Raw genomic sequence first — 22,311 nt, 5'->3', positions numbered from 1 at the left:
TGTGTTCACTTAAATCTGCCGATTCTATTCTACAGACTGTATTTCCGGAATTCTTCAATGGCATACCGGTCGGTACAGCCCGCAACATAATCGCAGACCGTGCGCCACAGACCTTCTTCATCGATTCGTTCGCGGGCCTTTTCGCCCATTGATTCGGGGTGCTCAATATAATGCAGAAACAGTTTGCGCATCATGGAAACCGCCTGTTGAGTGGCATCGGCCACACTGCGGTGATAATACAGATTTTTAAACATGAATGCGGAAAACCGGCTGAGCATCTCCTGCATTTCGGGGCTGAAATCAATAATCCGCTCCGGTGCGGTCATCACATCGCGCGGACTTTGAGGATTGAGTTTTTCCAGCATCCGGAGCGCGTGGTCGGCCACATCATCTATCTGCAGTTCCAGCATGGCCCGAATCGTAGCCCGCAGGAACTGGTACTCCGACAAATTGGGATAGCGCTCCTGGGTCAGCGCAGCCGCTTTGTTCCAAAATTCAGTCGTTTCGAGCTGTTCCAGTGTAACAATACCCGCTTCGAGCCCGTCATCAACATCATGGGCATGATAGGTCATATCATCGGCAATATCGGCAATCTGCGCTTCCAATGACTGGAACGGACCGATGGCATGACCGTCGAGCTCCGCGCCCGCCCGGTGCGCCTCGTGCTTAAGCAGTCCGGCACGCACTTCCCAGGTCAGGTTCAACCCCTTGAAATCGGGGTAGGGCGATTCCACCCGCTCCACATTCCGCAGGCTCTGCAGATTATGGTCAAAACCGCCGTGGCCTTTCATCAGTTGATCGAGCACGTGTTCACCCTCGTGACCGAACGGGCTGTGGCCAAGATCATGAGCCAGACAGATGCATTCCGTAAGATCCTCATTGGCCTTCAGAATACGTGCAAGTGTCCGGCCGGTGGCCGACATTTCCATAGTATGCGTAAGACGCGTGCGGTAGTGATCTGCGGTGCCGTTCACAAAAACCTGTGTTTTATATTCCAGCCGCCGGAAGCAGCGACTGTGAAAAATCCGGTCACGGTCGCGCGCAAAACAGCTGCGCCGGGGGTGCGGCGGCTCCGGATAATGGCGGCCCAGACTCTCGAAACTCTTTGATGCATAGGGGGCAAGGTAGGCCGCTTCGGCCTCTTCCCAGTCTTTTCTCGCGTGGTTCATAGGGAGGGATTATAAAGAAGGAGATTCAGCAGTTCAACGGAGATAACAGATGTACGAAAAAACCCTTTCCCGAAAAACCGTTTACGAAGGCCTTATTCTCAATGTGGATGTCCTCGATGTCGAACTGGAGAACGGGCGGAAATCCAAACGGGAAATTGTGCAGCACGGCGTCGCCGTCGCCATCATTCCGCAACTGCCCGACGGCCGGTTTGTATTTATCCGTCAGTTCCGCAAGCCGATGGAGCGGATCTGCTTCGAAGTGGTGGCCGGCAACTGCGATCCCGGAGAAAAGGAGATTGTTTCCGCCGAACGCGAGCTGCAGGAGGAGACCGGCTACCGGGCCGAAACGCTCGAACTGCTAGGGCCCGTCTTCCCGAGTGTTGGATACTGCACCGAGCGCATCGACATTTTTTTCGCCAAGGTTTCCGCCGAACGCGGGCAGGTATCTTTCGATGACGACGAGCGCATCGAAACCGTCATTCTGACCGAAGCACAAATGGATGCCAAAATCCGCAATAATGAAATTGCCGATGCCAAAACCCTGGCCGCCTGGATGCTGTATAAAGCCAAAAATGTATAACGGCTCGGTTCAGCTTGCTGTCAAAAGCCGGTGCCGCCGCATTTACAAATGATTGAACACCGCGAAATAAGATGGTCCGCAGAAACAGGATGACGCATTGACGGAATTTCACATTTTTTTCGCGTAAATACACCTATCGGGTGCTGAATTATACGGACGATATTATCAGGCTCAAAATTAAGGAGATGATGATGAAACGAATTGTGCTGGGATTGTTATGCACCGGACTTTGTTTATTTTCTGTTGCGGACAGTGTGGTTCGGGAACGGCCGCAGGAATGGAAGAATCTGATTCGTGGCGGGCAGTTTAAAGATTTATTTCTACCGATGCCGGTGCGGGACGGTATGACTTCCGAAACGTGGGGCGGTGAAAACGTCAAACCGCGTGACATCACAAACGGCATTGAAGATCCCGAGTGGTCCTACTGGTGCGCATCAGCCCATGCCGAAAATGGGAAATATCATCTCTACACGTCCCGCTGGCCTGAAAACGAACCGCGCGGACATTTCGGCTATTTTGATTCTGAAATTGTTCATGCTGTAGCCGATGACCCTGCGGGACCCTATATTTTCAAGGACTGGATCGGACCGGGGCACAATCCGGAGCTCTACCGCAATGCGCTGGACGAGTGGATGATTTATTCCACACATGGCCGTTTCTACTCCTCTAAAAGTCTGAATGGCCCCTGGAAGGCGGGAACCTATATTTTTGATCAGCGTGGACGTTATGCCTTCAAGAATTTTGTCAATTTTTCATTCGCAGAACGGGACAACCGTTCGGTGATTGCGGTCTCTCGTCGGGGATATATCTGGGCCAGTCCGAAAGGGCGTGACCGCTGGTATGAAGTAAGTTCTGAATCGGTCTATCCCAAGGTGCCCGGCATTTTTGAGGATCCGGTGATGTGGCGGGATGATATTCAGTATCATATTATCGTGAACGACTGGAAAGGCCGCATTGCCTATTATCTGCGTTCCAAAGACGGATTTCATTGGAAAACGGAAGAGGGAGAAGCCTATGTGCCGGGCATTGCCCGATATACCGACGGTTCCTCCCTGGACTGGTATAAGTATGAGCGGATCCGTTTTCTGCAAGATGAATATGGACGGCCGTATCTGAGCTTCTTTGCGGTCATCGATACGGACAAACATTCCGATCTGCCAAACGATATTCACAACTCGAAAAGTATCGTGATCCCGGTTCAGAAACCCCGCCTGATCGAGGTGCTGAATACAGAGCCCGTTTTTGCTTCTTCTGCAGATATCCGGGTGAAAATTTCCGCCGAAAGCGATTTTGATCCGATAAAGGATATCGACTTCGATTCCATTCGTTTCGGTGATTCCACAGCGGTGAATTATGGACGCGGGGCAAAATTCCAATCGTTGGAAAAAGACGGAGACGACCTCATTCTGGTTTTCTCCGGAAAAGAGTCCGGGCTCACCGAAGAGAATTTTGCAGGAAAACTTCTGGGAAAAACAAAGAGCGGGGAAATTCTATATGGCTGGAGTCGTCTTCCGGGAGTGGTCTATGAGGTTCCGGTTCTCTCCGCACTTGCGCCGAAATTTGAATTTACCGGAGCGGGGCTTGAAGCGTATGTGGAAGTCACAAACTTCGGCACGGTGAATTCCGAACCGTCCACCGTTAAACTGCTGAAAGGCAGTGAGCTGCTTTCAGAAGGCACCGTCCGGAGACTGAACCCCTTTGAAAAAGCGATGGTACGTCTTTCGGTGAAAAAAGCGCTCCCCAAAGGCAGTAAAGGTGAATTTACTGTACTGCTCGAACACAAAGGTCTGCCCACCGAAAAGCATTCACAAAAAGTGCAGCTTCCGATGAACTGAGAGCGCCGGGACCGTCGTCTATCTCATCTCTATTTTATAAACCAGAGCAGAGTCGGCCTCGGCCGGCTTTTCTTTCGGTGACCGGACTTTCAGCCCTTTACTGGATTTTTTCCATTTAATGCGCTGAGAACTGCCGAGCACAGAAATGGATTTCACCCGCATGCGTAACACCGGATCGCTGAAACCTTCCAACAGGATTTCCTTGTTTTTTCCGGGCCAGCCGAGCTGGATGGCATACACCGTTTTTCCTTTGGTGGTGTAGCGGACATCGTCCTCCATTAAATCCCAGATGCCCTTTTTGATCTTTCCGTATTCATTCCAGGCATCGGCCTCATCGCGTTTCAGTTCCGTTGGACCATGGCCGAACATATGGAAAGGGCGGGTGCCGTAAATGGCTTCGCCGTAGAGCTTCATCCAGGCACCGATCCCTTCCATGGCCTTCACCTGTTCTTCCGGAATTGTGCCGTCGGCCATGGGACCGGCCGAAAGCAGCATCACACCGTTTTTGCTTACCACATCGGCCAGCACGCGGATGGCTTCCGACGGTTCAATGGCCGTGCGTTTTTCCCGGTTGAAGCACCACGAAGAGCCGAGAATAAAATCGGTAATCCAGACCTCGGACGTAATATCCTGCATTGTAGCGCGCTCAACATTCACCACAGCCAGCTCGGTGGGGAAAAAATCGCCCTTCGTGTTCACAACCACTTCTTTTCCAACTTCAGCCGCCTTGTTGAAATAGTTTGCCAGAAACTGCTTCCGGTGCGATTCCTTGACATAGCGCTGACCGAAATCCATCCAGATATAATCCGGGCAATGGGCATCGATCACTTCATCGAGTTTGGCCAGCCACAGGTCGTTGGCATCGTCGTACGACAGATTGCCGTAAAGCTTGGCATATTTCGGATCCTGCGGCACATCGACTTCATCGTAATAATATTCCTCATAGCCCGGGCGCGGCCATTTGCCTTTGATTTTCGGATAGAACATCATGTGAAATCCGTGATGAAAGGTAGCCATAAATTTAAGGTTCCGTTTATGCGTCTCATCCGCAATGGCTTTCACCACATCGATACCCGGACCCATTTTAACCGAATTCCATTCATTCGTTTGGCTGTCCCAAAGCGAGATGCCGTCGTGGTGTTCGGCAATGGAACCGATAAATTTTGCGCCCATGTTTTCAAACATATCCACCCATTCCGCCGCATCAAAATTTTCGCCGGTCCATTTGTCGATGTAATCGTGATAATGAACGTCGGGGCCGTAGGTTTTCCGGTGATATTCATACACATCGCCGCCCCAGAGGTTATCCGGACGGTCCGGCACATACATCCAGCGCGGATACCATTCCGTGCCCCAGGCCGGGACCGAATAAACGCCCCAGTGGAAATAAACGCCCAGCTTGGCATCGGCAAACCATTGCGGCACCGCCTTATGCTGTTTCAGATTTTCCCATTCCGGTTTCCAATCTTCGGAAAAGGCGGAACCGGCACATAGCAGAGTCAGACCGATCAGGGCGATTTTCATGGATGTATCCTCTCATTAAATAGGTTGTTACAGATAACATTACCTTTTTGACGTATGCGAGGACAGGTTCTGGACGTACTTTTAATCTTATTTTCGCGGACGCGGCGCGTATTGAATATGTGCATCAAGCATTTTGGAAAGACGCTCCGCCACTTCGGGGTGGTCGGCAATCACATTCTGCGCTTCACCGACATCATCTTTCAGGTTGTAGAGCGTCGGGCCGGTATTTGCACGTTTCGTTTTCTTAACCTTAAAGATCTCTTTTCGATGATATTTCCAGTTTCCGGAACGTACGGCGTTGTGCTCATAGAAAAAAGTACTGCGCGGCGAGATTGCATGGGGATTTTTCCATAGGCTGGAAAGATCCACACCATCGAGCTTCTTTTCCGGCAGCTCCGCGCCGGTGAGGGCGGCCAGAGTTGGAAAAAGATCGATTGTGGCCGCCATGCCGGAACAGGTTGTTCCGGCCGGTACAGTGCCGGGCCAGCGAATGATAAACGGCACACGCTGGCCGCCCTCGAACGAGGTGAATTTCCCCTCGAAAAGCGGGTCGGCATGACCGCCCGCATCACCGACAGTCAACCACGGGCCATTATCCGAACTGAAAATCACGATGGTGTCATCTTCTATACCGAGCATTTTCAGTCGATCCAGAATGCGCCCGGTGTTGAAGTCGATCTCTTCGATCACATCGCCATACAATCCGCCGGCGCTTTTTCCTTTGAAATCGGGGGAGGCGAACAGCGGAATATGCGGCATGGAATTGGCGAGGTAGAGAAAGAACGGTTTTCCGGATTCCACCGATTCGGAAATGAAACGCAGACTTTCATCTGCATATCGGCGGGTAATCGTGGTTTGGTCGCACGGAAATTCGATGCATTCTTCATTTCGCATCAGCGGAACCTTGTTTTTCAAGGTGCGCGGCTGGCCCCGTTTTTTGTGAGCAAAGGCGGTTTCCAGTGTTTGGAAATTCTGCCCCTCGCGCCATAGGCAATCCGGAGCATAACGCATATGTTCGGCCGGATACATATCGTTGGAATAGGGAATACCGAAATAGGTGTCGAATCCCTGGCGGGTCGGCAGAAAACGCAGTTCGTCACCCAAATGCCACTTCCCGACCGCAGCCGTGGCATAGCCCGCTTTTTTCAGCATTTCGGCCAGAGTGGTTTCTTCGGGCGGAAGACCGTGATCCCGGTTGGGCCAGAATACGCCGGAAACGCCGACACGGTAGGGGTAGCATCCCGTCAACAGCGCGGCGCGCGATGCGGAGCAGACCGGCGAACCGACATAAAAATCGGTGAATCGCATCCCTTCGGATGCCAGCTCATCCACGCGCGGTGTCCGGATATCAGGCGAACCATAGCAGCCGAGATCCTGATAGCCCTGATCGTCGTTGAAAATAATGATAATGTTAGGCTGTGCGGCCTGTGCAGAAAAAAGTGCACTGGCGGCCAGTGCAGTAAGTGCAAAACAATTCATGTGCGTTCCCCCTGTTCAATGAAGAAACGCCTTCATTGCAGGGAAAAGGACAGGAAGAAAATTCTATTTTTCCGCAGCTGTAATCCGTTTCAACCACGCTCTCAGCTCCAAGGTGGACGGGCGGTTTTCCAGCAGCATGGAATCCGTATGTGCACCAATGCCCGATTCGGCAAAGGTGACCGGCTGGCCGGTCTGTTCAAACAGGTCGTGCAGTTCGGCATGCCGGCCGTTATCGGTGTGAAACGTGGGGCGCCCGTTGAGCCTGGGCATCCGTTCGTTCAGTGCGCTTTCAAATGTTGCTCCGTGTACGCCGTCACCGTCATAGTGCTGGCAGGGATGGAAGGCTTTCCACAGGCTGGAAATCTTATCGTTCCGCAACCCGATATATCCGCACGCCACGGCCCCGCGCGAAAATCCGGTGAGTATGACGTTATCCGGATCACCGCCGAAATCGGCGCAGAGCATCTTCACCAGATCGACGGCATAATCTGCCGTAACGTCGGCATCGCCCCAGCCGTTGAGCGCCAGTGATCCGTCCCGATTCACAAAAGGCGCATTCACCCAGATAAAACCTTTACCCTCCGACATGCCGAATCCCATGCGGCCGCTCTCAGGCCGGCCCGGGGAATGGCACGGGGGATTGAGCCAGCGATTCCCGGAATACTCCACAATCACCGGATAGCGCTTTCCCGGTGTCCAGCCGGGCGGAAGGTAAAGTGCATGATATGCTTCCTTTTCCCGAAAAACTTTCAGCTGATGTTTCACCCGCAGCCCCGGGGCGGGCGGCGCATTCACCATGGCCGGCACTTCGAGCCGTTTGTAGCCTTCCGGATAAATAAGCGGTTGCGAATTACCTTCCAGCCGAATGTCCTCCATTTCAACCACGGTACCCGCTGCGGGGCGCACGAAGGAAACGCGCAGATATTCAATATGTCCGGAATCCACTTTTGGAACCCGTCCGCCGGGCCAGCGCTGAGCAAGGTCAATGGAGCAGGGGGCTCTCTCTCCAGGGGCGAGTTTAACCGTTCCAACCGCCGCGTCCCAGCCCGGCCTGCCGACGGCCCAGAAAGCAACCGTCACCGGAACATCTCCAATATTGGTGAATTCGGATACGATCCGGCGGTATCCGGAAAAATCCCAAGGGTCTTCCGGGGGATGAATCAGCACCGAAGCAAAGGAATCACGCTTCGGTGCGAGTTCCATTCGCAAGAGTTTTACGCCATCGAGCCGGGTGGCCCGGGCGCGTTCTTCCTCGAATGCTCCAACCTGCAGTCGGGGCGATGCCGCCGATATACCGGCCAGAAAAACGGCTGCTATAAAAAGGAGTTTTTTCATCGTATCTTTTTTGCTGCGGCCGTCCTTTGGCGGAATTATTTGGAGATAAAGGTGATCTCGGAGGGCTTGAGCCCTTCTGATTCCGCAGTAACGGTTACCCGACCCTTTTTACCATCCAGCGATTGCACAATCACCAGCGCTTTACCATTGAACACCTTACGTTCCAGCGATTGGAAATCCGTCAGATCCGTCGGGTCGCCATTGCCTGTGGCAATGATGCGGCCCGGACCTTTTACGGAATATTTCACCAGATTATGGGAACGCGGAACCACGCGTCCCTGTGAATCGATCACATCGACGGTGATAAAGGCCAGATCCTTGCCATCGTTTTTAATCACATTACGATCCACAGAAAGACCGAGCCCTGCGGCTGCACCGGTGGTCTGCATCGATGTTTCCGCCCATGGTTTTCCGTTGCGGTATGCAACAGCCACCAGTTCACCCGGTTCATAAATCACGTCGTCCCAGCGCAGGCGCGATTCAAATTCACCGCGGATTTTTCGGCCCAGCGATGTTCCGTTCAAAAACAGTTCCACTTCATCGCCTGAAGTGTAGACATGCACCGGCGTAATTTTACCAATGCGTTCCGGCCAGTTCCAGTGCGGCAGAATGTGAACCATCGGCAGATCGGGGCGCCATTGGGACTGGTACATATAATACCGGTCTTTCGGAAAACCGCAGAGATCGACGATGCCGAAATAGGAACTGCGGGCCGGAATATCGCCCCCCAGTTTATCCAGCTCTTTTTCCATGCGTGCGCGTTCTTCGGGATCGGTGAAATTGAGCAGATTGGTCTTATCTTTGTTATACGGCGTCGGCTCTCCGATATAGTCGAATCCGGTCCAGACAAATTCACCGAAAACCCAGGGGTATTTTGCCTGCGCTTCAAACTCCACGTCGGCAGGGTAGGCCCAATTCGGTGCGTAAAGATCATAGCTGCTGACTTGAAAATAACCGCCCTGTCCCTTGAATTTGTCGTTCAGCACCGGAAAGAAATATTCACCGCGAGAGGAAATCGTGGAGGCCGTTTCGCTGCCGTAAAGCGGGATATCCGGATTTTTTTCACGAAATTCAGCATAGAGATGCGGCTTATAGTTGAAGCCGTAAACATCCACAGTATGCTGGAACCCATTAAACGCGGCGACGGGCCGACTACCGCCGAATGAAACCGGACGCGTGGGATCTTCGCGATGAATCACATCGGTCTGCATCTGCGAAATCCAGGCTTCTTCGGCATAATTCATTTCCAGGATTTCGTTGCCGGTGCTCCACATCACCACGGAAGGATGGTTCCGGTCGCGGCGAACCATGTTGACCGTGTCTCGCTCCCACCAGTCCCAGAAATGACGGGCATAATCGTTGTCTGCCTTTTTGCGTCCCCAGCAATCGAACGACTCCACCTGAACCAGTATGCCCATACGGTCGCACAGATCGAGAAACTCCGGGGCCGGGGGATTGTGCGATGTACGGATGGCATTCACCCCGAAACTTTTCAGAATTTCAATCTGCCGTTCCATGGCACGCACATTGACGGCGGTTCCCAGAGGACCGAGATCGTGATGCTGGCAGACCCCATTCATTTTTGTGAGCTTTCCGTTCAGGAAAAAACCTTCGTCGGCGGTGTACTCGATGGTCCGTACGCCAAATGTACTGAGATACGTATCGACCGTTTTCCCGGCATTGGAAACTGTAGTTCTGACCTGATACAGATTAGGGCTGTCAAGATCCCAGCGTTTCGGCTGATCCAGACGAATGAAAGCCGTTTTTCCTTTTCCCGTGGCGAGAATTTTGGAGGAACCGGCTTCCATAATTTCATAGGAAACCGCGGTATCCGGCTGTTCGCCTTCGAGCGCGGTGACCACTTTGACCATGGCATGGTCGTCATTCACGATCGGCGTCGTCACATAAACGCCCCAGTGCGCCACATGAGTCGGTTCCGTCTTAACCAGCCAGACGTTGCGATAGATGCCGCCACCGGGATACCAGCGCGAAGATTCCGGTTTATTATCCAGCCGGACGGCTACGGTATTTTTCTTTCCGATCCGGATTTTACCGGTCAGATCCATGCGGAACGAAGAATAGCCGTACGGCCATTCACCGATGTATTCACCATTAAGCCAGACCTGCGCGCCCGACATGGCACCGTCGATATCCAGATAAATATTACGCCCCGCATCGCTTTCCAGGGATTGGAAACTTTTCCGGTACCAGCCGATACCGGCCCAGGGCAGTTTGCCTGTCCGATTCGGTAACTCCGGACGGAACGGTCCCTCGATGCCCCAATCGTGCGGGACATCCAGCGTCCGCCAGTCGGAATCATCGAATCCCGCTTTTTCCAGTCCTTTCGGTTCCGCCTGCTCGGTTCCATCCGGCATCAGGCCGAACCGTGCAAATTTCCAATCGTCATTAAAGGCCAGTCGTTCTCGGGCCGTTGCCGGAAGCAGAACCGAAAACAGCGCAAGAAGAGTAAACAGATATTTCATAAACAGATCTCCAAATTAAACGTCTGAGTTTACCAAACGGGAAAACTCATGAAATAAGGGGATCAGCCAAAAACATGCACAATGTTGACACCTGACCGCAAATGGACGTTTTCCCGATAACCGTAAACCAGCGGTTCGAAAATTTATTCTTATTTTTTGCCAAATTCGTTTAAGCCGAACATAGCGTATTACCGGGTCCGATAATGCGGACTCCTCCTTTAAACAAACGGCACCTCTACATCCATTTCTGTATGGATATTAAAATATATTTCTTCAACTGAATGACGGTATATCTTGTCTGGCTTACCTGCCCACGAATCAGTTGCCGACCACAGCATTGGGGGGCAGGGGGACATGGTTGGCTTTACGCCAGGCTTTGAGCTCTTTCAGAAGCCGAGCCGCGATTTCCGGCTTTTCGGAGGCTAGATTATGTTCTTCTTTGGGATCCGCTTTGAGGTCGTAGAGTTCCAGATCACCGGTGGCCAGGAACTGGATCAGTTTCATGTCGTTTTTGCGGATGATGGAGCAGGTGGGATTGCGGAATTCGCTGGCAAGATGCCAGAAAAGAGGCCGGTTTCGCAGATTTTTCGGTTCGTCGTTAAAGAGACCGGTGATTGAATCACCATCCAGATTCGGATCGGTGTAGTCAATTCCGGCTACATCCATAAATGTGGGGAACAGATCGAGACCGGAGACCGGAGTCTGGGTGCGGCGGGCCTTGATTTTTCCCGGCCAGTTTACAAATGCCGGAACCCTGATCCCGCCTTCCCAGATATACCCTTTTTTCCCGCGCATCCGGTTGTTGATGCCGGCGTTCCAACCGTTATCGGAAGTGAAGACGATCAGTGTGTTTTCACGCAGTCCGTTTTCTTCCAGAAAATTCACGATTCGACCGACGTTGTCGTCGAGCGATTCGATCATGGTTGCATATTCAGCGGTATGCCGGCGGCGATTGCCTTCCTGCATGCCCTGACCGCTTTCCGGATCGCCGGGTTTATTGAGGTATTTTTCGACGAGCTCTTCGCTGCGCCCGCGGACCGGGGCGTGAACCGTGTAATAATGAAGATTAATGAAAAAAGGACCCTCTTTATATTCGTCCATAAATTTGATGGCTTCCGTAGTCAGGTAATCGGTCAGCCACTTATCTTCGGGATTTTTTTCGGGAATGAACGGGTTGTTAAACGGGGCCCAATAGCCTCCGGTTTCCCCTTTATAACCGCCGACTTCCAGGGCGGGGTCTCCGCGATAGGTTCCGCCGATGTTTTTCAGGTAGCCGCGACCTTCAGGATAGTATTTTACATATTCTTTTTTATGCTTTTCCGCCCAGCTGTAGTCCCACGGATCGGGCTGGCTCAGCTTTTCTTTACGCGGCCAGTCCCCGTTGAGTTCCTCTTCGGGATAGGGACCCACCAGATGCCACTTACCCAGATGAATGCTTTTATACCCGGCTTCAGCAAGCGGTTGGCTGTACATGATGTGCTCTTCGCCTACCGTCCAGCGGGAAAAAATACTGACCTGATCGTCGCCTCTTTCCAACACCGGTACGGTATAGACGCCCGTGCGAAAAGACTGCTTGCCCGTGGCAATTGCTGTGCGGGAAGGCGAACAGGTGGGATACATATAGGCATTTTCAATAATCAATCCGCGGTTGGCGAGTCTGTCGATATTCGGTGTTTCATAATAGGTTGACCCATTAAAACCGACATCGCCATGGCCCAGATCGTCAACAAGAATAAAAACGATGTTGGGCCGTTTGTCGGCCCACAAGGTGCAAACTAGTGCGGATAATATCAACGTTGCAAACAGTGCTTTCATTTTTCCCCTATGTCATTTTTTCAATCGCTCACGGCAGTCCTGCGTCGGCCGATTCAGTACATGCCCTTTATTCAACCCAATCCAGGAAATACCCTCCGGCCGAGGCCATCGGAAGATCATCACTCCGGAACGGCCCGGCAGGAAGCCCTTCGCGATTATACAGCGTGGGAGTGACCCATTTTCGCCAACCGTAACGGACGTAAGCGGGTACAGGAAGGTCTTCAGCCGTCAAAATGATTTTTCCGTTTTTCAATTCTGCGGAAGCCGGTTTAAAGACGCCGTCTTTCCCGGCCAGTTCAAAGGTGTTTTCGCCGCCAGGCCTTAGCACAAGGTTGGTATCTGCAAATGAGATCACCGCTTTGCGGCCCTGGAAATCAACTTTTTTAAAGCGCGGCCCTTCGGCGCAGAGCCCCTTTTCTCCATAGATCTTATTGCGCGCCAGCAACCCGAGCCGATATCCGGCAATATCTTTGGAGTGGGGGTGGATATCCGTCTTTTCACCGCCGTCGAGAAGAATGGCGATTCCGGTGTTTGGAACATGATCGGCAACCCATTGCTGAGCATCGCGCAATTCCGGCCAGTGTGAATCATCGCCCCATCCGAGGGTAGCCAGCTGGCAGAAAAAAAACGGCAGCTCCGGTTTGCCGAATTCACTGCGCCACTCTTCGATCAGCGTGGAAAAGACGGTGCGATAATGCAGGCCGGCTTTCTGTGATGCATTGTTTTCCCCCTGATACCAGATCACACCTTTAACGGTGAAGGGAATGGTCTGCGTCAGCATATTTTCATGAAGCCCGCAAGGGCGTTTGAAATTGCGCGGCCCCATGACTTCACGCGGTTTTTTGACTTTTTTTCCAGCTTCCCGAAGTCGGGTATATTCTTTTTTTGCCCGATTGTATTCTTTCAGCGCTTCTTCATAATCCGCATCCGTCGGAAATTCCCTCGTCACATGGCGGTCGTAGGCATCGATGGTCCGTTTCAGTTCCGGCTTACTGTCGAGCGTTTTGCGGCTCATCCAGGCTTCTGCGGGCGTCCCTCCGGTGGCACACACAATGATGCCTACAGGAACATCAAGATGTTTACGCAGTTCCTTTGCAAAATAATACGCGGTGCCGGAAAATCCTTTCACCGTTTCGGGATTGGTTTTCAGCCACTCCGGCCGCTGACCTTTGTTATGACCGGGAAAATGGTTTTGCGGAATCGTGCAAAATCGCAGCAGGTCATCCTGTGCTCGATCAATATCCGGCTGGGTTTTCCGCTTATACGTCTGCATGGTCGTGGCCATATTGGACTGACCGCCGGCAAGCCAGACTTCGCCGACCAGAACATTTTTAATTGCCGACTGCCGGTTGCCGAATGAATAGAAGATCAGTTCACGCGGATGTTCAGATCCCTGAAGCGGGTCGAGTGTAATCAACCATTTTCCATCCGCGCCGGCCTCAGTCGTCTTTTTCTGTCCGGCAAACTCCACGGTAATTTCTTCAGAGGAATCGGCCGTGCCCCAAATATTTACCGGTTCGCCGCGTTGCAAAACGAGGCCATCCGAAAAAATATCAGCAGGTTTCACTGCGGCCTGCACCGTAAGCGCAGCCGCTGTGAGCAGGATTAAAAGTGCTCTGAACCGTTTCATTAGATCCCCCGGGGTTAAGTGTACGTTCGAATAGACGAAATCAAACGCCATTACCGTACAACCGCCCCCCGGAAAATACTAGAGGTTATGCATAGGCACGAACTTCGAACACTTTGGCCGTCGGTTTGCCGTGCGTTACTTTGATATTCAGGCGAATCGCAGTCGCTTTGATTTTCGGAAATTCGACTTTAATCCGGCGGACGAGGTTGTTTTCAACCGAAGCCACTTCTTTCCACTGCCCGTTCACCTGCGCTTCAACCGTCAGCGCTTTGATCAGCTCTGGAGGAACCGTCGTATGCTGCCCGGCATTTTTGGCCGGATTTTTATGCATGGCGATTTTTTTATGCAATTGCGTATCGGCTTTAAGCTCAACCGTGGAAATCTCAACCGGTTTTTCCCAGACTACCTGAAGCTCGGCCGGAAGGGATACCGATTCCCAGTGATGGAGCTCACCGTAAATATCGCGTCCGACGCCGTCTGTCAGCAGGGCGGTATCTCCGCTTTTTGCTGGAGAGCCGAACACCTGGCCGCCATTGCGTACAAGATCCTTCGGGTCACGAGCCATACGGTTGGGAATGAATACATCATCGCGAATGAGCTGCTCCTGCAGTTCACTGATGTGTTCCCGGCCGATCTGACGCGGGTTTTTGCCGTACTTTATGCACAGAGCTGAAGCCGTTCCAACGGCCTGACCCATCAGTGCGCAGGTGCTGATGATACGCGTGGAGGACAGCGCAATGTGTGTTAGGCTGGCATTCCGTCCGGCAAACTGCAGGTTCGAAATATTTTTTGAATAGAGACTGCGGTAGGGGATTTCGTAGAGCTTGGTGAACCCTTTGTGGAAATAACTCGCCGGCTCTTTCAGATTTTCAATACCGCCCGGATTATGCTCATCGAGCGACCAGCCGCCATAGGCAACAGCATCTTCAAAATGACGGTATTCCAGCAGATCGTTCTGCGTGAGAATATGATCGCCCATAAAGCGGCGCGATTCCCGGCGGCCGGGAATGGAGCCGATCCAATCCAGTGCCATATTTTCCGCTTCCGGGAAATCGCCGGAATTCTTCACATAATCCCAGACGCCGTAAAAGTAGGCCATCAGTTTATGGCGGACCTCTTCACGGTTGCCGATGATGTCAAAATCATCGCCGACTTCAATCCACCAGAATCCTTCTTTAACCTGCTTGATTTTACGGTGCTTGTCTTTAAACGCCGTTTCGTGGTCAAACGGAAGGGCATATTCCGGCGGGTAGAAAGGAACCGGGCGTCCCATATCCTTGGTGATCATCATGATGCAGTCACCCATCACCCAGCCGTCCGGTTTTTCCGGAGCGTACGATTCATTGAATTCCGCACGGCCTTCACGGCCGGTGCGGTATTCTGCGCCGGCAGTGGCGGCCAGCAGGCCGTCGCCGGAACAGTCGATAAACTGTTCGGCATGAATGGTGTATTCCGTTTCGTTTGTGTAGCCCCGGCAGATCGCCGCTTTGATCCGGTCGCCTTCCATAACAGCTTCAGTGGCCTGGGTATTGAGCATCAGGGTCAGATTCGGCTGACGATAGACAAAGTTGTACAGTACATGGTCCCAGACGGGATAGGACTCCTGAGGATTGTAGTGCCAGTTTTCGATCATGATTTCTTCAATGATCCCGGTCTCACGCTCCACCCGCAGTTCTTTCGGGACACCGCGCAGACCATGCACACCGTTTACTGTCACGCGCATTTCGCTGGAGGCATTTCCGCCCAGAACCGGACGGTCCTGCACCAGCACGGTTTTAACTCCGGAACGTGCCGCCGCCACCGCCGCCGCAATCCCCGACATACCTGCACCCAGCACCGCCACATCAAATTCCAACGTTTCCCGGCGTTTGGGCAGGCCTTTTTTACCGGAGCCCATCTGGTGCCATTTATCGGTGACCCGTTTGCCGGATTCATTGTAGGCAATGGCCGCTTCGCCGTTCATGGAAATCAGTCCAGCCGCCCCGAGGGTACCGGCTGAGGTCTTAAAAAAGCATCTACGTTTCATCACTCGTTAACTCCTAGTCTGAATTTAACACTGGAAAATAAACAAGACCGCGAAGCATCAATAGAGTGATTGCCGCAAAAAACATATTGATTTGCGTCATCCCCGCTTCGTTTAAAGCGCTGCGGAAGTGCGTATCAGCGGTTTTCCCTTAAGAATCGGATCCTGATACTGTTCCAGCATACGGTCCAGTTCCGTGCTCAGCCGTTTCTCAATTGCGGTATATTCCGGATGGCCGGCAAAATTGATCAGTTCATCGGGATCACGTTCAATATCATACAGCCACGGAACATCCTGCGGCGAGAGTACATATTTATATCGGTCGGAAACGGCAGCAACCCAGTTACCCATCGACATATAAGTGATGCGGTCGGAACGGATCACTTTCTTTTTCGAAAGAAAAGATTTCGCATCATTCAGACCATGCTGTTCGCTGATTTGCGGCGCCCCGATCATCCCTAGAATGGTCGGCGTGAAATCCGCCGTCGTGTAGGCCGTATTGATCTGTTTTCCGGCAGGAATACCTTTCGGCCAGCGAATTACAAACGGAATTTTAGCCGAGGTTTCAAACGGCATGCCTTTGTTGTGCCGTTTGTGTTCACCCATCAAATCGCCATGGTCGGAGGTAAAGATCACAATGGTGTTCTCATCCAGCCGGTTGTCTTCGAGAAATTTAAACAGGCGGCCGATATTGTCATCGATACACTTCACCATCCCGAAATAGTCCTGCATTTTATTCTGTTCGAGATAATCAACGTTTTTATTGGAGAGGGCCCATTTCGGCATTTCTTCGTCCGGTACCTGCATGGTGCGCGGCTCTTCAAAATGCAGATCATCAAACATCGTGTTGTATGGCGGGCGCACCAGGTTGGGGGTATGCGGATCCGGAATCGAGAGCATAAGCACAAAGGGCCGGCCTTTATCCCGCTCCATAATTTCCAGCGCCCGACTGGTCAGAAAATCCGTGGTGAAATCTTCCGGTGTTGCTTTGGAAACATTGAACCGAGATGTTTCTTTTTCGGGAACCAATCCGATCACTATCGGCTTTCCGTTTTCATCGTGTCCGAGTCCTTTCCAGTGCCCGCGGTTCATCATGTAGCGATTGTCAGAAAATCCGAACTTCCGGGGCGGTTCAAAGCCGGGTTTTGCCTTTCCGTCGAGATGCCATTTTCCGACATAGGACGTGGCATACCCCTGTTTCTGCAGAACACTGGCAAATGTTTCAAGGCCGTCGTGCAGCGGCATATCATTGCGCGGCGATCCGGTGGCAGCCGGATAAAGACCGGTCACAAATGAAGCACGCGACGGCGTACAGACCGGGGACGTGGCATAGTAGCGGGTACAGATGGCCCCCTCATGGGCAATCCGGTCGATATGCGGCGTATCCACTTTGACCCCTTCGCCCCAGACATAGGCCTGATCTTCGCTGAGCAGCTCGCGGTAGCAACCCAGTGTACGGAAATTATGTTCGTCCGTATGAATAATCAGCAGATTTGGTTTTTTCGATTTAGCCGCCAGCGTCGTTGATGCCGCCGCCGTCAGTGCCGTACCCGTAAGCAGCTTGGAAAAGTGTCTTCTGTTCACCGTGGTTCTCCATTCATTTATCTATGAAACGGCTTACTTTATTTAAAATGGACGACTTTGATACTGCCCAAAGGGTTATGTTTATTCCACCGTCACTTTTTTGTAGGTGTGCTGAATGGCCCTGTTTTCGTGCCCGTGTATAGGAATGCTTTTCAGTACGAACCAATAGATATCGCCCGGTTGCAGCGGCCCCGCATCATAGGTCAGTTCCAACGTATTTTTTTTGGAGGGCATTTGCCGGCGCAGCGCTTTAAGTTTTTTCGTGGTATGCACGTTCTGCAGCTCAGCAAAAACATCCAGCGCTTGGCGGTTTTCATATTCCACTTCAAAGCGGATTTTTCCTGAAGCCGGAATCCGGTCGGGGAAGGTATGGTTGATAATCCCTTCACTGAGCGGTTCGCCCCAGACATGAAAATCTGCATCTTTGAAGCGGGAAACGGCTTTTTTTGCAGCGCCGTCAGCATGAGCATAAAGTCCCGCATAAAACTCATTGCCCAGATCCACCGTGGTTTCACCGATTTTTTCCCAGTTCATTTTATTACTGGACGAGATATAGGCGGTAATACGCTGACCCCGTTTTTCCATACGAAGCCAGTAGGGGGCTTTCAGCTTCTGCTTCGAAACCGGTGTTCCCGAATGCTCAAAAAGCAGTCCATCAGATTTCGAGATCACAGCGGACACGGTACGGGCATCAGAATTCAGACTTTCACGAAACATCAGCCCGGAAAGAACCGACTCCGCAGATATATCCTGTGAGAGAACCAGCACCCGAGCGGATATATCTCCCTCCATTTTCTGATAAACCAAACGTCCCTCCGAAAGGCCGCCGTTTGATTGAATGCGAAAGGTGTTGAATGCTGTATTAAATCCGGTATTTCCTGCCTTTTTAACGGAGCCGAGGTCGACCGATTTCCAGGGAGACGGAGGCGGCGTGGCATCAACCTGCGCATTCTCGGCATTCACAATGGAGCGGATATGTTTGCTGAACCCTGTTCCGTCGAACGGAACCACAATAATTTTACTCCCGTGGTTATCGTTCCCCCGGTCTTTTCCCTTGTGCACATCAATTACGGAAAAATTGAAAGCTTTCACCATTCCGTTCTCTGTGTAGACCGTAGGGCGCTGAACAATGTTCCAATCGTTCCGCGTTCCATCTGTATAACGGAAAACACCGTATGCTTTGTGAAAGGCCAGGCCCCGGTTTGTCCAGTTATGAATCCCGTCTTCCGAAGTAAGGTGATAAGTAATATCCCCTCCGCCGTGATGATTGACCACAATATGGTACAGACCGTCGCTGTACCAAATGGTCGGGTCTTCATTTTTAAACTGCGGCATATTTTTCAGCCCCTCCCAGACACGGTCATTCAGCATTTTATACGGACCGAGAATGCCGTCATCACTGATCATCGGAACGCAGTGGCGGGCGAGCATCATATAGCGCCCGTCCGGACGCAGGATAATCATTACATTGGAAAGGTGGCCGAGCACGCCGGCTCGTACGGCACCATCATCCAGTTCATCATACCTGGCCCAGCCTTCGTAAAAACCATTGGGATCAATGATAAATTCGCCAAGATGCTCAAACGGACCATCGGGAGAAGACGACACAAACACATTGCCCGGAGTAACCTCTGAGCTGATTAATGCATAGCGGCCGTCATGCATGCGCAACCCCACCACATTATGCCCGGCCCCGTTATTCCAGTGCGGCCAGGTTTCGCCCAGATCTTTGTACGGACCAAAGAGCGAATCGCTGACGGAATGAAGGCCTCTGGACTGTTTATTCCAGCCCACGCTATGCGAATAGGCCTGACTCCAGCGGCTGGCATACATGTGGTATCGGCCGGTATCGTCCTTAACAATACTGCCGTCCCAGTAACACCAGTTTTTCATTGTCGGGTCTTCAAGTCCATTATCAATATCCCGGGGCAGCACTGGGTCCGCACCCCAAATGCCTTCTGAAACCATGTTGCGCGGTTCCATGGGCAGGAAAAAATCGATCAGGGTCTTTTGCCCGGCCTTCACCAAAGGGGCAGCCAGCAGCAGTGCAGTCAGGATGGCAAGTTTCATAAAAATTCTCCATTAAAACGCTATGATGAATCGTTGCGTTAAGCGGGGATATATATAATTGCGTAAACTTTATTATGGCGATACACCGAAAAGGATTCCGCAGCGCGGAATCCTTTTCATTTCCAACGTATGGAAGAATCCATTCGGCCGGTCGCATGACCGCATAGTCCAGTCTCTAGCCTTTACGGTTTGCCGGTACATATTTTTTCAACCGGTCTGCAACAGCCCGGTATTTTTCTTTGTAATTGGATGGATGCATCAGATTGGTAATCTCTCCGGGATCCGCGCGGTGATCATACAGCTCTTCCGATCCGTCGCTGTAGCTGATGTAATGCCAGTGATCGTGCACGACACCGATTTGCGTTCCGCTGGTGCTGGTGATCACGGCCGGTTCAGAACGTTTTTCCGCCGGATTTTCAAGAAGCGGGAGCAGGCTGGTTCCATCCAGTTTGTGCGGAGCTTTTAACCCGAGCAGTTCAACGAGGGTGGGGTAGATATCAAGCATGGAAACAGCGGCATCTGCGGTTCCGGTCACTCCGCCCGGCATGCGGATAATCATGGGCATGCTGGAAGCGCCCCGCCAGACTTTTGCTTTGCCCAGACGGTCCTTTTCGCCGAGGTGATACCCATGATCGCCCATAAGAATCACAAGGGTATTGTCGGCGTACCCGCTCTTTTGAAGCCCGTCGAGCAGAATCCCCACCGCGGCATCGGCATAGGTTGTACACGCATAGTAGGACTGGCGCAGATAGGCCCATTCCTGCGGCCAGTCTTTCACATATTTTGCAAACCAGTCCTTTCCGGCTCCGGCAGCTTTCGGCAGATCGGCAATGTCATCCGGCGGAATATCGGGCATCACCAACCGGTGCCGGTGCTCATCGGTTTCGTAGAGATCAAAAAATTCCTGCGGACAGATCAACGGAATATGGGGGCGGAAAATTCCGCAGGCGAGCAACCAGGGTTTTTCATCCGGCGACGGCGCCCCCTGTACATTCGGCTCATCCGTTTTTTTATTCAGCCAGGCCGCACCCCATTCCGCCGTATTCCAATCGAGCGTATCAGTCGGTTCGATATCCTCTTCCAGCGGTCCCCAGACCCAGGTTGATTTCAATAGTTTGCGGTCTTTTGGATCTACTTTTACGCGGGTGTTCAGCACCCATTTCGGCAATCCGTCCGGCTGATGAAACCGGTTTTTGAAATCGTGTCCGAAAAATTTCCCGCTTGAAATCCCCGGCTGATACGTCCAGGAGTCGGGATCCGACTGCGGGTCCGGAAGATCACGGGAACCGCGGCGATGGTGAAAGACTTTGCCAGCGGCAATGGTGTTATAACCGTTGGACTTCAGCAGCTGCGGAAGCGTGGTCAGATTTCTGGCCGGTGCCGTTGCCCGGAAATGCTGGCTGTTGTTAAACACCCCGTTGTTTTCCGGACGCTGTCCGACGAGCATCGAAACCCGTGATGGATTGCATGACGGGCAGGCGGAATAAGCGTTGGTAAACTTTATTCCGGTTTCGGCAAGCCGATCCATGTTCGGGGTAAAAGCGGGACCGTCAAAACAGCCGATCGAGGTGTTCAGATCATCAACCATGATCAGCAGAATGTTCGGGGGTTCCGCAGCAAAAATACTGGCGGGAAGGAGGAGACTGCCAAGGATTATGTTTCGCTTCATGGGCTGGCTTCTTTCTTTTCGTTTTCCACAATTTGCAGCATATCCCGGTCAAAGGTTTCTCCATCGAAAGGCACCACGACAATTTTGCTGGCATGGTTGTCGTTGGCTCGGTCCTGTCCTTTTTTCACATCGATTACGGAGAAAATAAAGTGGGTCACATGCCCGCTCTGCTCATCAACATATGCCGTCGGCCGTTCGACAAACTGCCAGTCGTTCACGGTGCCATCGGTGTATTTGAAGATCTTTGATTCTTCTTTTTTAAAGGCAATACCACGGTACTTCCAATTGCTTATGCCATCCACTGAACTGAAGTGGTGCGAGGTTTTGCTGGGCCAGTGGTTGTAGACGATGTGATACATCCCGCCGCTGTACCAGACCGTGGGATCCTCATTTTTTTCCTGCGGAAGTTCCGGGTAGTTTTTATATACGCGGTCGCTCATAATTTTATAAGGACCGAGAATGCCGTCATCGCTGATCATTACACAGGTGGAGCGCGGAACAATCATATAGCGCCCGTCCGGACGAAGCAGCACTTTGACATTTGACATATGCCCTTTACCGCCCTGATATGCAGCGAGCCCCGGATTAAATCCGTTAGCCTCCCATTTAATTTTCCCGAGCAGTTCAAACGGACCGTCAGGCGAGTCCGAAACAAAAACTTCACCCTGTGTAATTTCACTGGTCACGACCGCATAACGTCCGTCCTGCATGCGCAGACCGATCACATTGTGCCCTTTGCCGTTCTGCCATTGGGGATAAACCAGCCCCTTATCGGTATACGGTCCCATAATGTGGTCACTGACCGCATGTATGCCTTTGGAATTTTCTTTCCACCCTGTGCTGTGCGGAAATGAATGATGCCAGCGGCTGGCATACAGGTGAAACCGCCCCGCATCATCCTTAACAATCCGACCGTCCCAATAGCACCAGTTTTTCAACGATGAATCTTCGAGTCCATTTTTGATGTCACGCGGAAGCACATTGGGATCGCCCCATATTCCTTCTGCAATCATAGGCCCCCGGGGTTCCATCGGCAGAAAATAATCCACCAGAGATTTTCCCTGAGCGGTTAAGCCGGAGACCCCCAGAGCAAGTATGCAAAACATATTTTTCAT

The 22,311-nt window shown here is 52.1% G+C and carries 14 protein-coding genes; 2 read left to right on the top strand and 12 right to left on the bottom strand.

All coding sequences use genetic code 11. The annotated features are described in order from the left end of the window. Positions 1–29: 29 nt before the first annotated feature. Complete coding sequence (locus P9H32_RS03300; protein WP_322607442.1) at positions 30–1,169, bottom strand: deoxyguanosinetriphosphate triphosphohydrolase; 1,140 nt, start codon at positions 1,167–1,169, stop codon at positions 30–32. Positions 1,170–1,218: 49 nt separating this feature from the next. Here P9H32_RS03300 and P9H32_RS03295 point away from each other — a divergent pair, with 49 nt between their 5' ends. After that, a complete protein-coding gene (locus P9H32_RS03295) occupies positions 1,219–1,749 on the top strand; it encodes an NUDIX hydrolase (protein WP_322607441.1) in 531 nt (176 codons plus the stop codon). A gap of 191 nt (positions 1,750–1,940) precedes the next feature. Further along, entirely contained in the window at positions 1,941–3,584 is a 1,644-nt protein-coding gene (locus P9H32_RS03290) for a glycoside hydrolase family protein (protein ID WP_322607440.1), read from the top strand. Positions 3,585–3,602: 18 nt separating this feature from the next. Here the strand turns inward: P9H32_RS03290 and P9H32_RS03285 are convergent, their stop codons facing one another. The 11 genes from P9H32_RS03285 to P9H32_RS03235 all read right to left on the bottom strand — a co-directional run bounded on the left by P9H32_RS03285 (position 3,603) and on the right by P9H32_RS03235 (position 22,311). Then, a complete protein-coding gene (locus tag P9H32_RS03285; protein WP_322607439.1) occupies positions 3,603–5,108 on the bottom strand; it encodes an alpha-L-fucosidase in 1,506 nt (501 codons plus the stop codon). Positions 5,109–5,195: 87 nt separating this feature from the next. Continuing rightward, a complete protein-coding gene (locus tag P9H32_RS03280) occupies positions 5,196–6,587 on the bottom strand; it encodes a sulfatase family protein (protein WP_322607438.1) in 1,392 nt (463 codons plus the stop codon). A gap of 63 nt (positions 6,588–6,650) precedes the next feature. After that, the gene (locus P9H32_RS03275) at positions 6,651–7,922 is read right to left on the bottom strand and encodes a hypothetical protein (protein ID WP_322607437.1); all 1,272 of its coding nucleotides are present in this window, start codon (positions 7,920–7,922) and stop codon (positions 6,651–6,653) included. A gap of 35 nt (positions 7,923–7,957) precedes the next feature. Then, positions 7,958–10,405, bottom strand: coding sequence for a beta-galactosidase GalB (gene galB / locus P9H32_RS03270; protein WP_322607436.1), 2,448 nt, complete (start codon positions 10,403–10,405; stop codon positions 7,958–7,960). A 318-nt stretch (positions 10,406–10,723) separates the two neighbouring features. After that, positions 10,724–12,220, bottom strand: a complete 1,497-nt coding sequence (locus P9H32_RS03265; RefSeq protein WP_322607435.1) for a sulfatase — start codon at positions 12,218–12,220, stop codon at positions 10,724–10,726. A 67-nt stretch (positions 12,221–12,287) separates the two neighbouring features. After that, complete coding sequence (locus P9H32_RS03260) at positions 12,288–13,850, bottom strand: sialate O-acetylesterase (RefSeq protein WP_322607434.1); 1,563 nt, start codon at positions 13,848–13,850, stop codon at positions 12,288–12,290. 85 nt (positions 13,851–13,935) lie between these two features. Then, on the bottom strand, positions 13,936–15,876 hold the full coding sequence (locus P9H32_RS03255) for an FAD-dependent oxidoreductase (RefSeq protein ID WP_322607433.1): 1,941 nt from the start codon (positions 15,874–15,876) through the stop codon (positions 13,936–13,938). 111 nt (positions 15,877–15,987) lie between these two features. After that, the gene (locus P9H32_RS03250) at positions 15,988–17,457 is read right to left on the bottom strand and encodes a sulfatase family protein (RefSeq protein ID WP_322607432.1); all 1,470 of its coding nucleotides are present in this window, start codon (positions 17,455–17,457) and stop codon (positions 15,988–15,990) included. A gap of 81 nt (positions 17,458–17,538) precedes the next feature. Beyond that, positions 17,539–19,527: a glycoside hydrolase family protein gene (locus P9H32_RS03245; protein WP_322607431.1), complete on the bottom strand. Its 1,989-nt coding sequence runs from the start codon at positions 19,525–19,527 to the stop codon at positions 17,539–17,541. A 175-nt stretch (positions 19,528–19,702) separates the two neighbouring features. Then, complete coding sequence (locus P9H32_RS03240) at positions 19,703–21,196, bottom strand: sulfatase (RefSeq protein WP_322607430.1); 1,494 nt, start codon at positions 21,194–21,196, stop codon at positions 19,703–19,705. Continuing rightward, on the bottom strand, positions 21,193–22,311 hold the full coding sequence (locus P9H32_RS03235; protein ID WP_322607429.1) for a glycoside hydrolase family protein: 1,119 nt from the start codon (positions 22,309–22,311) through the stop codon (positions 21,193–21,195). Before P9H32_RS03235 ends, P9H32_RS03240 begins: the two co-directional genes overlap by 4 nt.

Source organism: Pontiella agarivorans (assembly GCF_034531395.1).
Lineage (GTDB): Bacteria > Verrucomicrobiota > Kiritimatiellia > Kiritimatiellales > Pontiellaceae > Pontiella > Pontiella agarivorans.
The sequence above is the reverse complement of the archived record's forward strand: the minus strand, read 5'-3'. Positions and strand labels throughout refer to the sequence as shown.

Coding starts and splice junctions, on each gene's coding strand:
- P9H32_RS03300 (WP_322607442.1), bottom strand. CDS start 1,169: ATGAACCACGCGAGAAAAGACTGGGAAGAGGCCGAAGCGGCCTACCTT.
- P9H32_RS03295 (WP_322607441.1), top strand. CDS start 1,219: ATGTACGAAAAAACCCTTTCCCGAAAAACCGTTTACGAAGGCCTTATT.
- P9H32_RS03290 (WP_322607440.1), top strand. CDS start 1,941: ATGAAACGAATTGTGCTGGGATTGTTATGCACCGGACTTTGTTTATTT.
- P9H32_RS03285 (WP_322607439.1), bottom strand. CDS start 5,108: ATGAAAATCGCCCTGATCGGTCTGACTCTGCTATGTGCCGGTTCCGCC.
- P9H32_RS03280 (WP_322607438.1), bottom strand. CDS start 6,587: ATGAATTGTTTTGCACTTACTGCACTGGCCGCCAGTGCACTTTTTTCT.
- P9H32_RS03275 (WP_322607437.1), bottom strand. CDS start 7,922: ATGAAAAAACTCCTTTTTATAGCAGCCGTTTTTCTGGCCGGTATATCG.
- galB (WP_322607436.1), bottom strand. CDS start 10,405: ATGAAATATCTGTTTACTCTTCTTGCGCTGTTTTCGGTTCTGCTTCCG.
- P9H32_RS03265 (WP_322607435.1), bottom strand. CDS start 12,220: ATGAAAGCACTGTTTGCAACGTTGATATTATCCGCACTAGTTTGCACC.
- P9H32_RS03260 (WP_322607434.1), bottom strand. CDS start 13,850: ATGAAACGGTTCAGAGCACTTTTAATCCTGCTCACAGCGGCTGCGCTT.
- P9H32_RS03255 (WP_322607433.1), bottom strand. CDS start 15,876: ATGAAACGTAGATGCTTTTTTAAGACCTCAGCCGGTACCCTCGGGGCG.
- P9H32_RS03245 (WP_322607431.1), bottom strand. CDS start 19,527: ATGAAACTTGCCATCCTGACTGCACTGCTGCTGGCTGCCCCTTTGGTG.
- P9H32_RS03240 (WP_322607430.1), bottom strand. CDS start 21,196: ATGAAGCGAAACATAATCCTTGGCAGTCTCCTCCTTCCCGCCAGTATT.
- P9H32_RS03235 (WP_322607429.1), bottom strand. CDS start 22,311: ATGAAAAATATGTTTTGCATACTTGCTCTGGGGGTCTCCGGCTTAACC.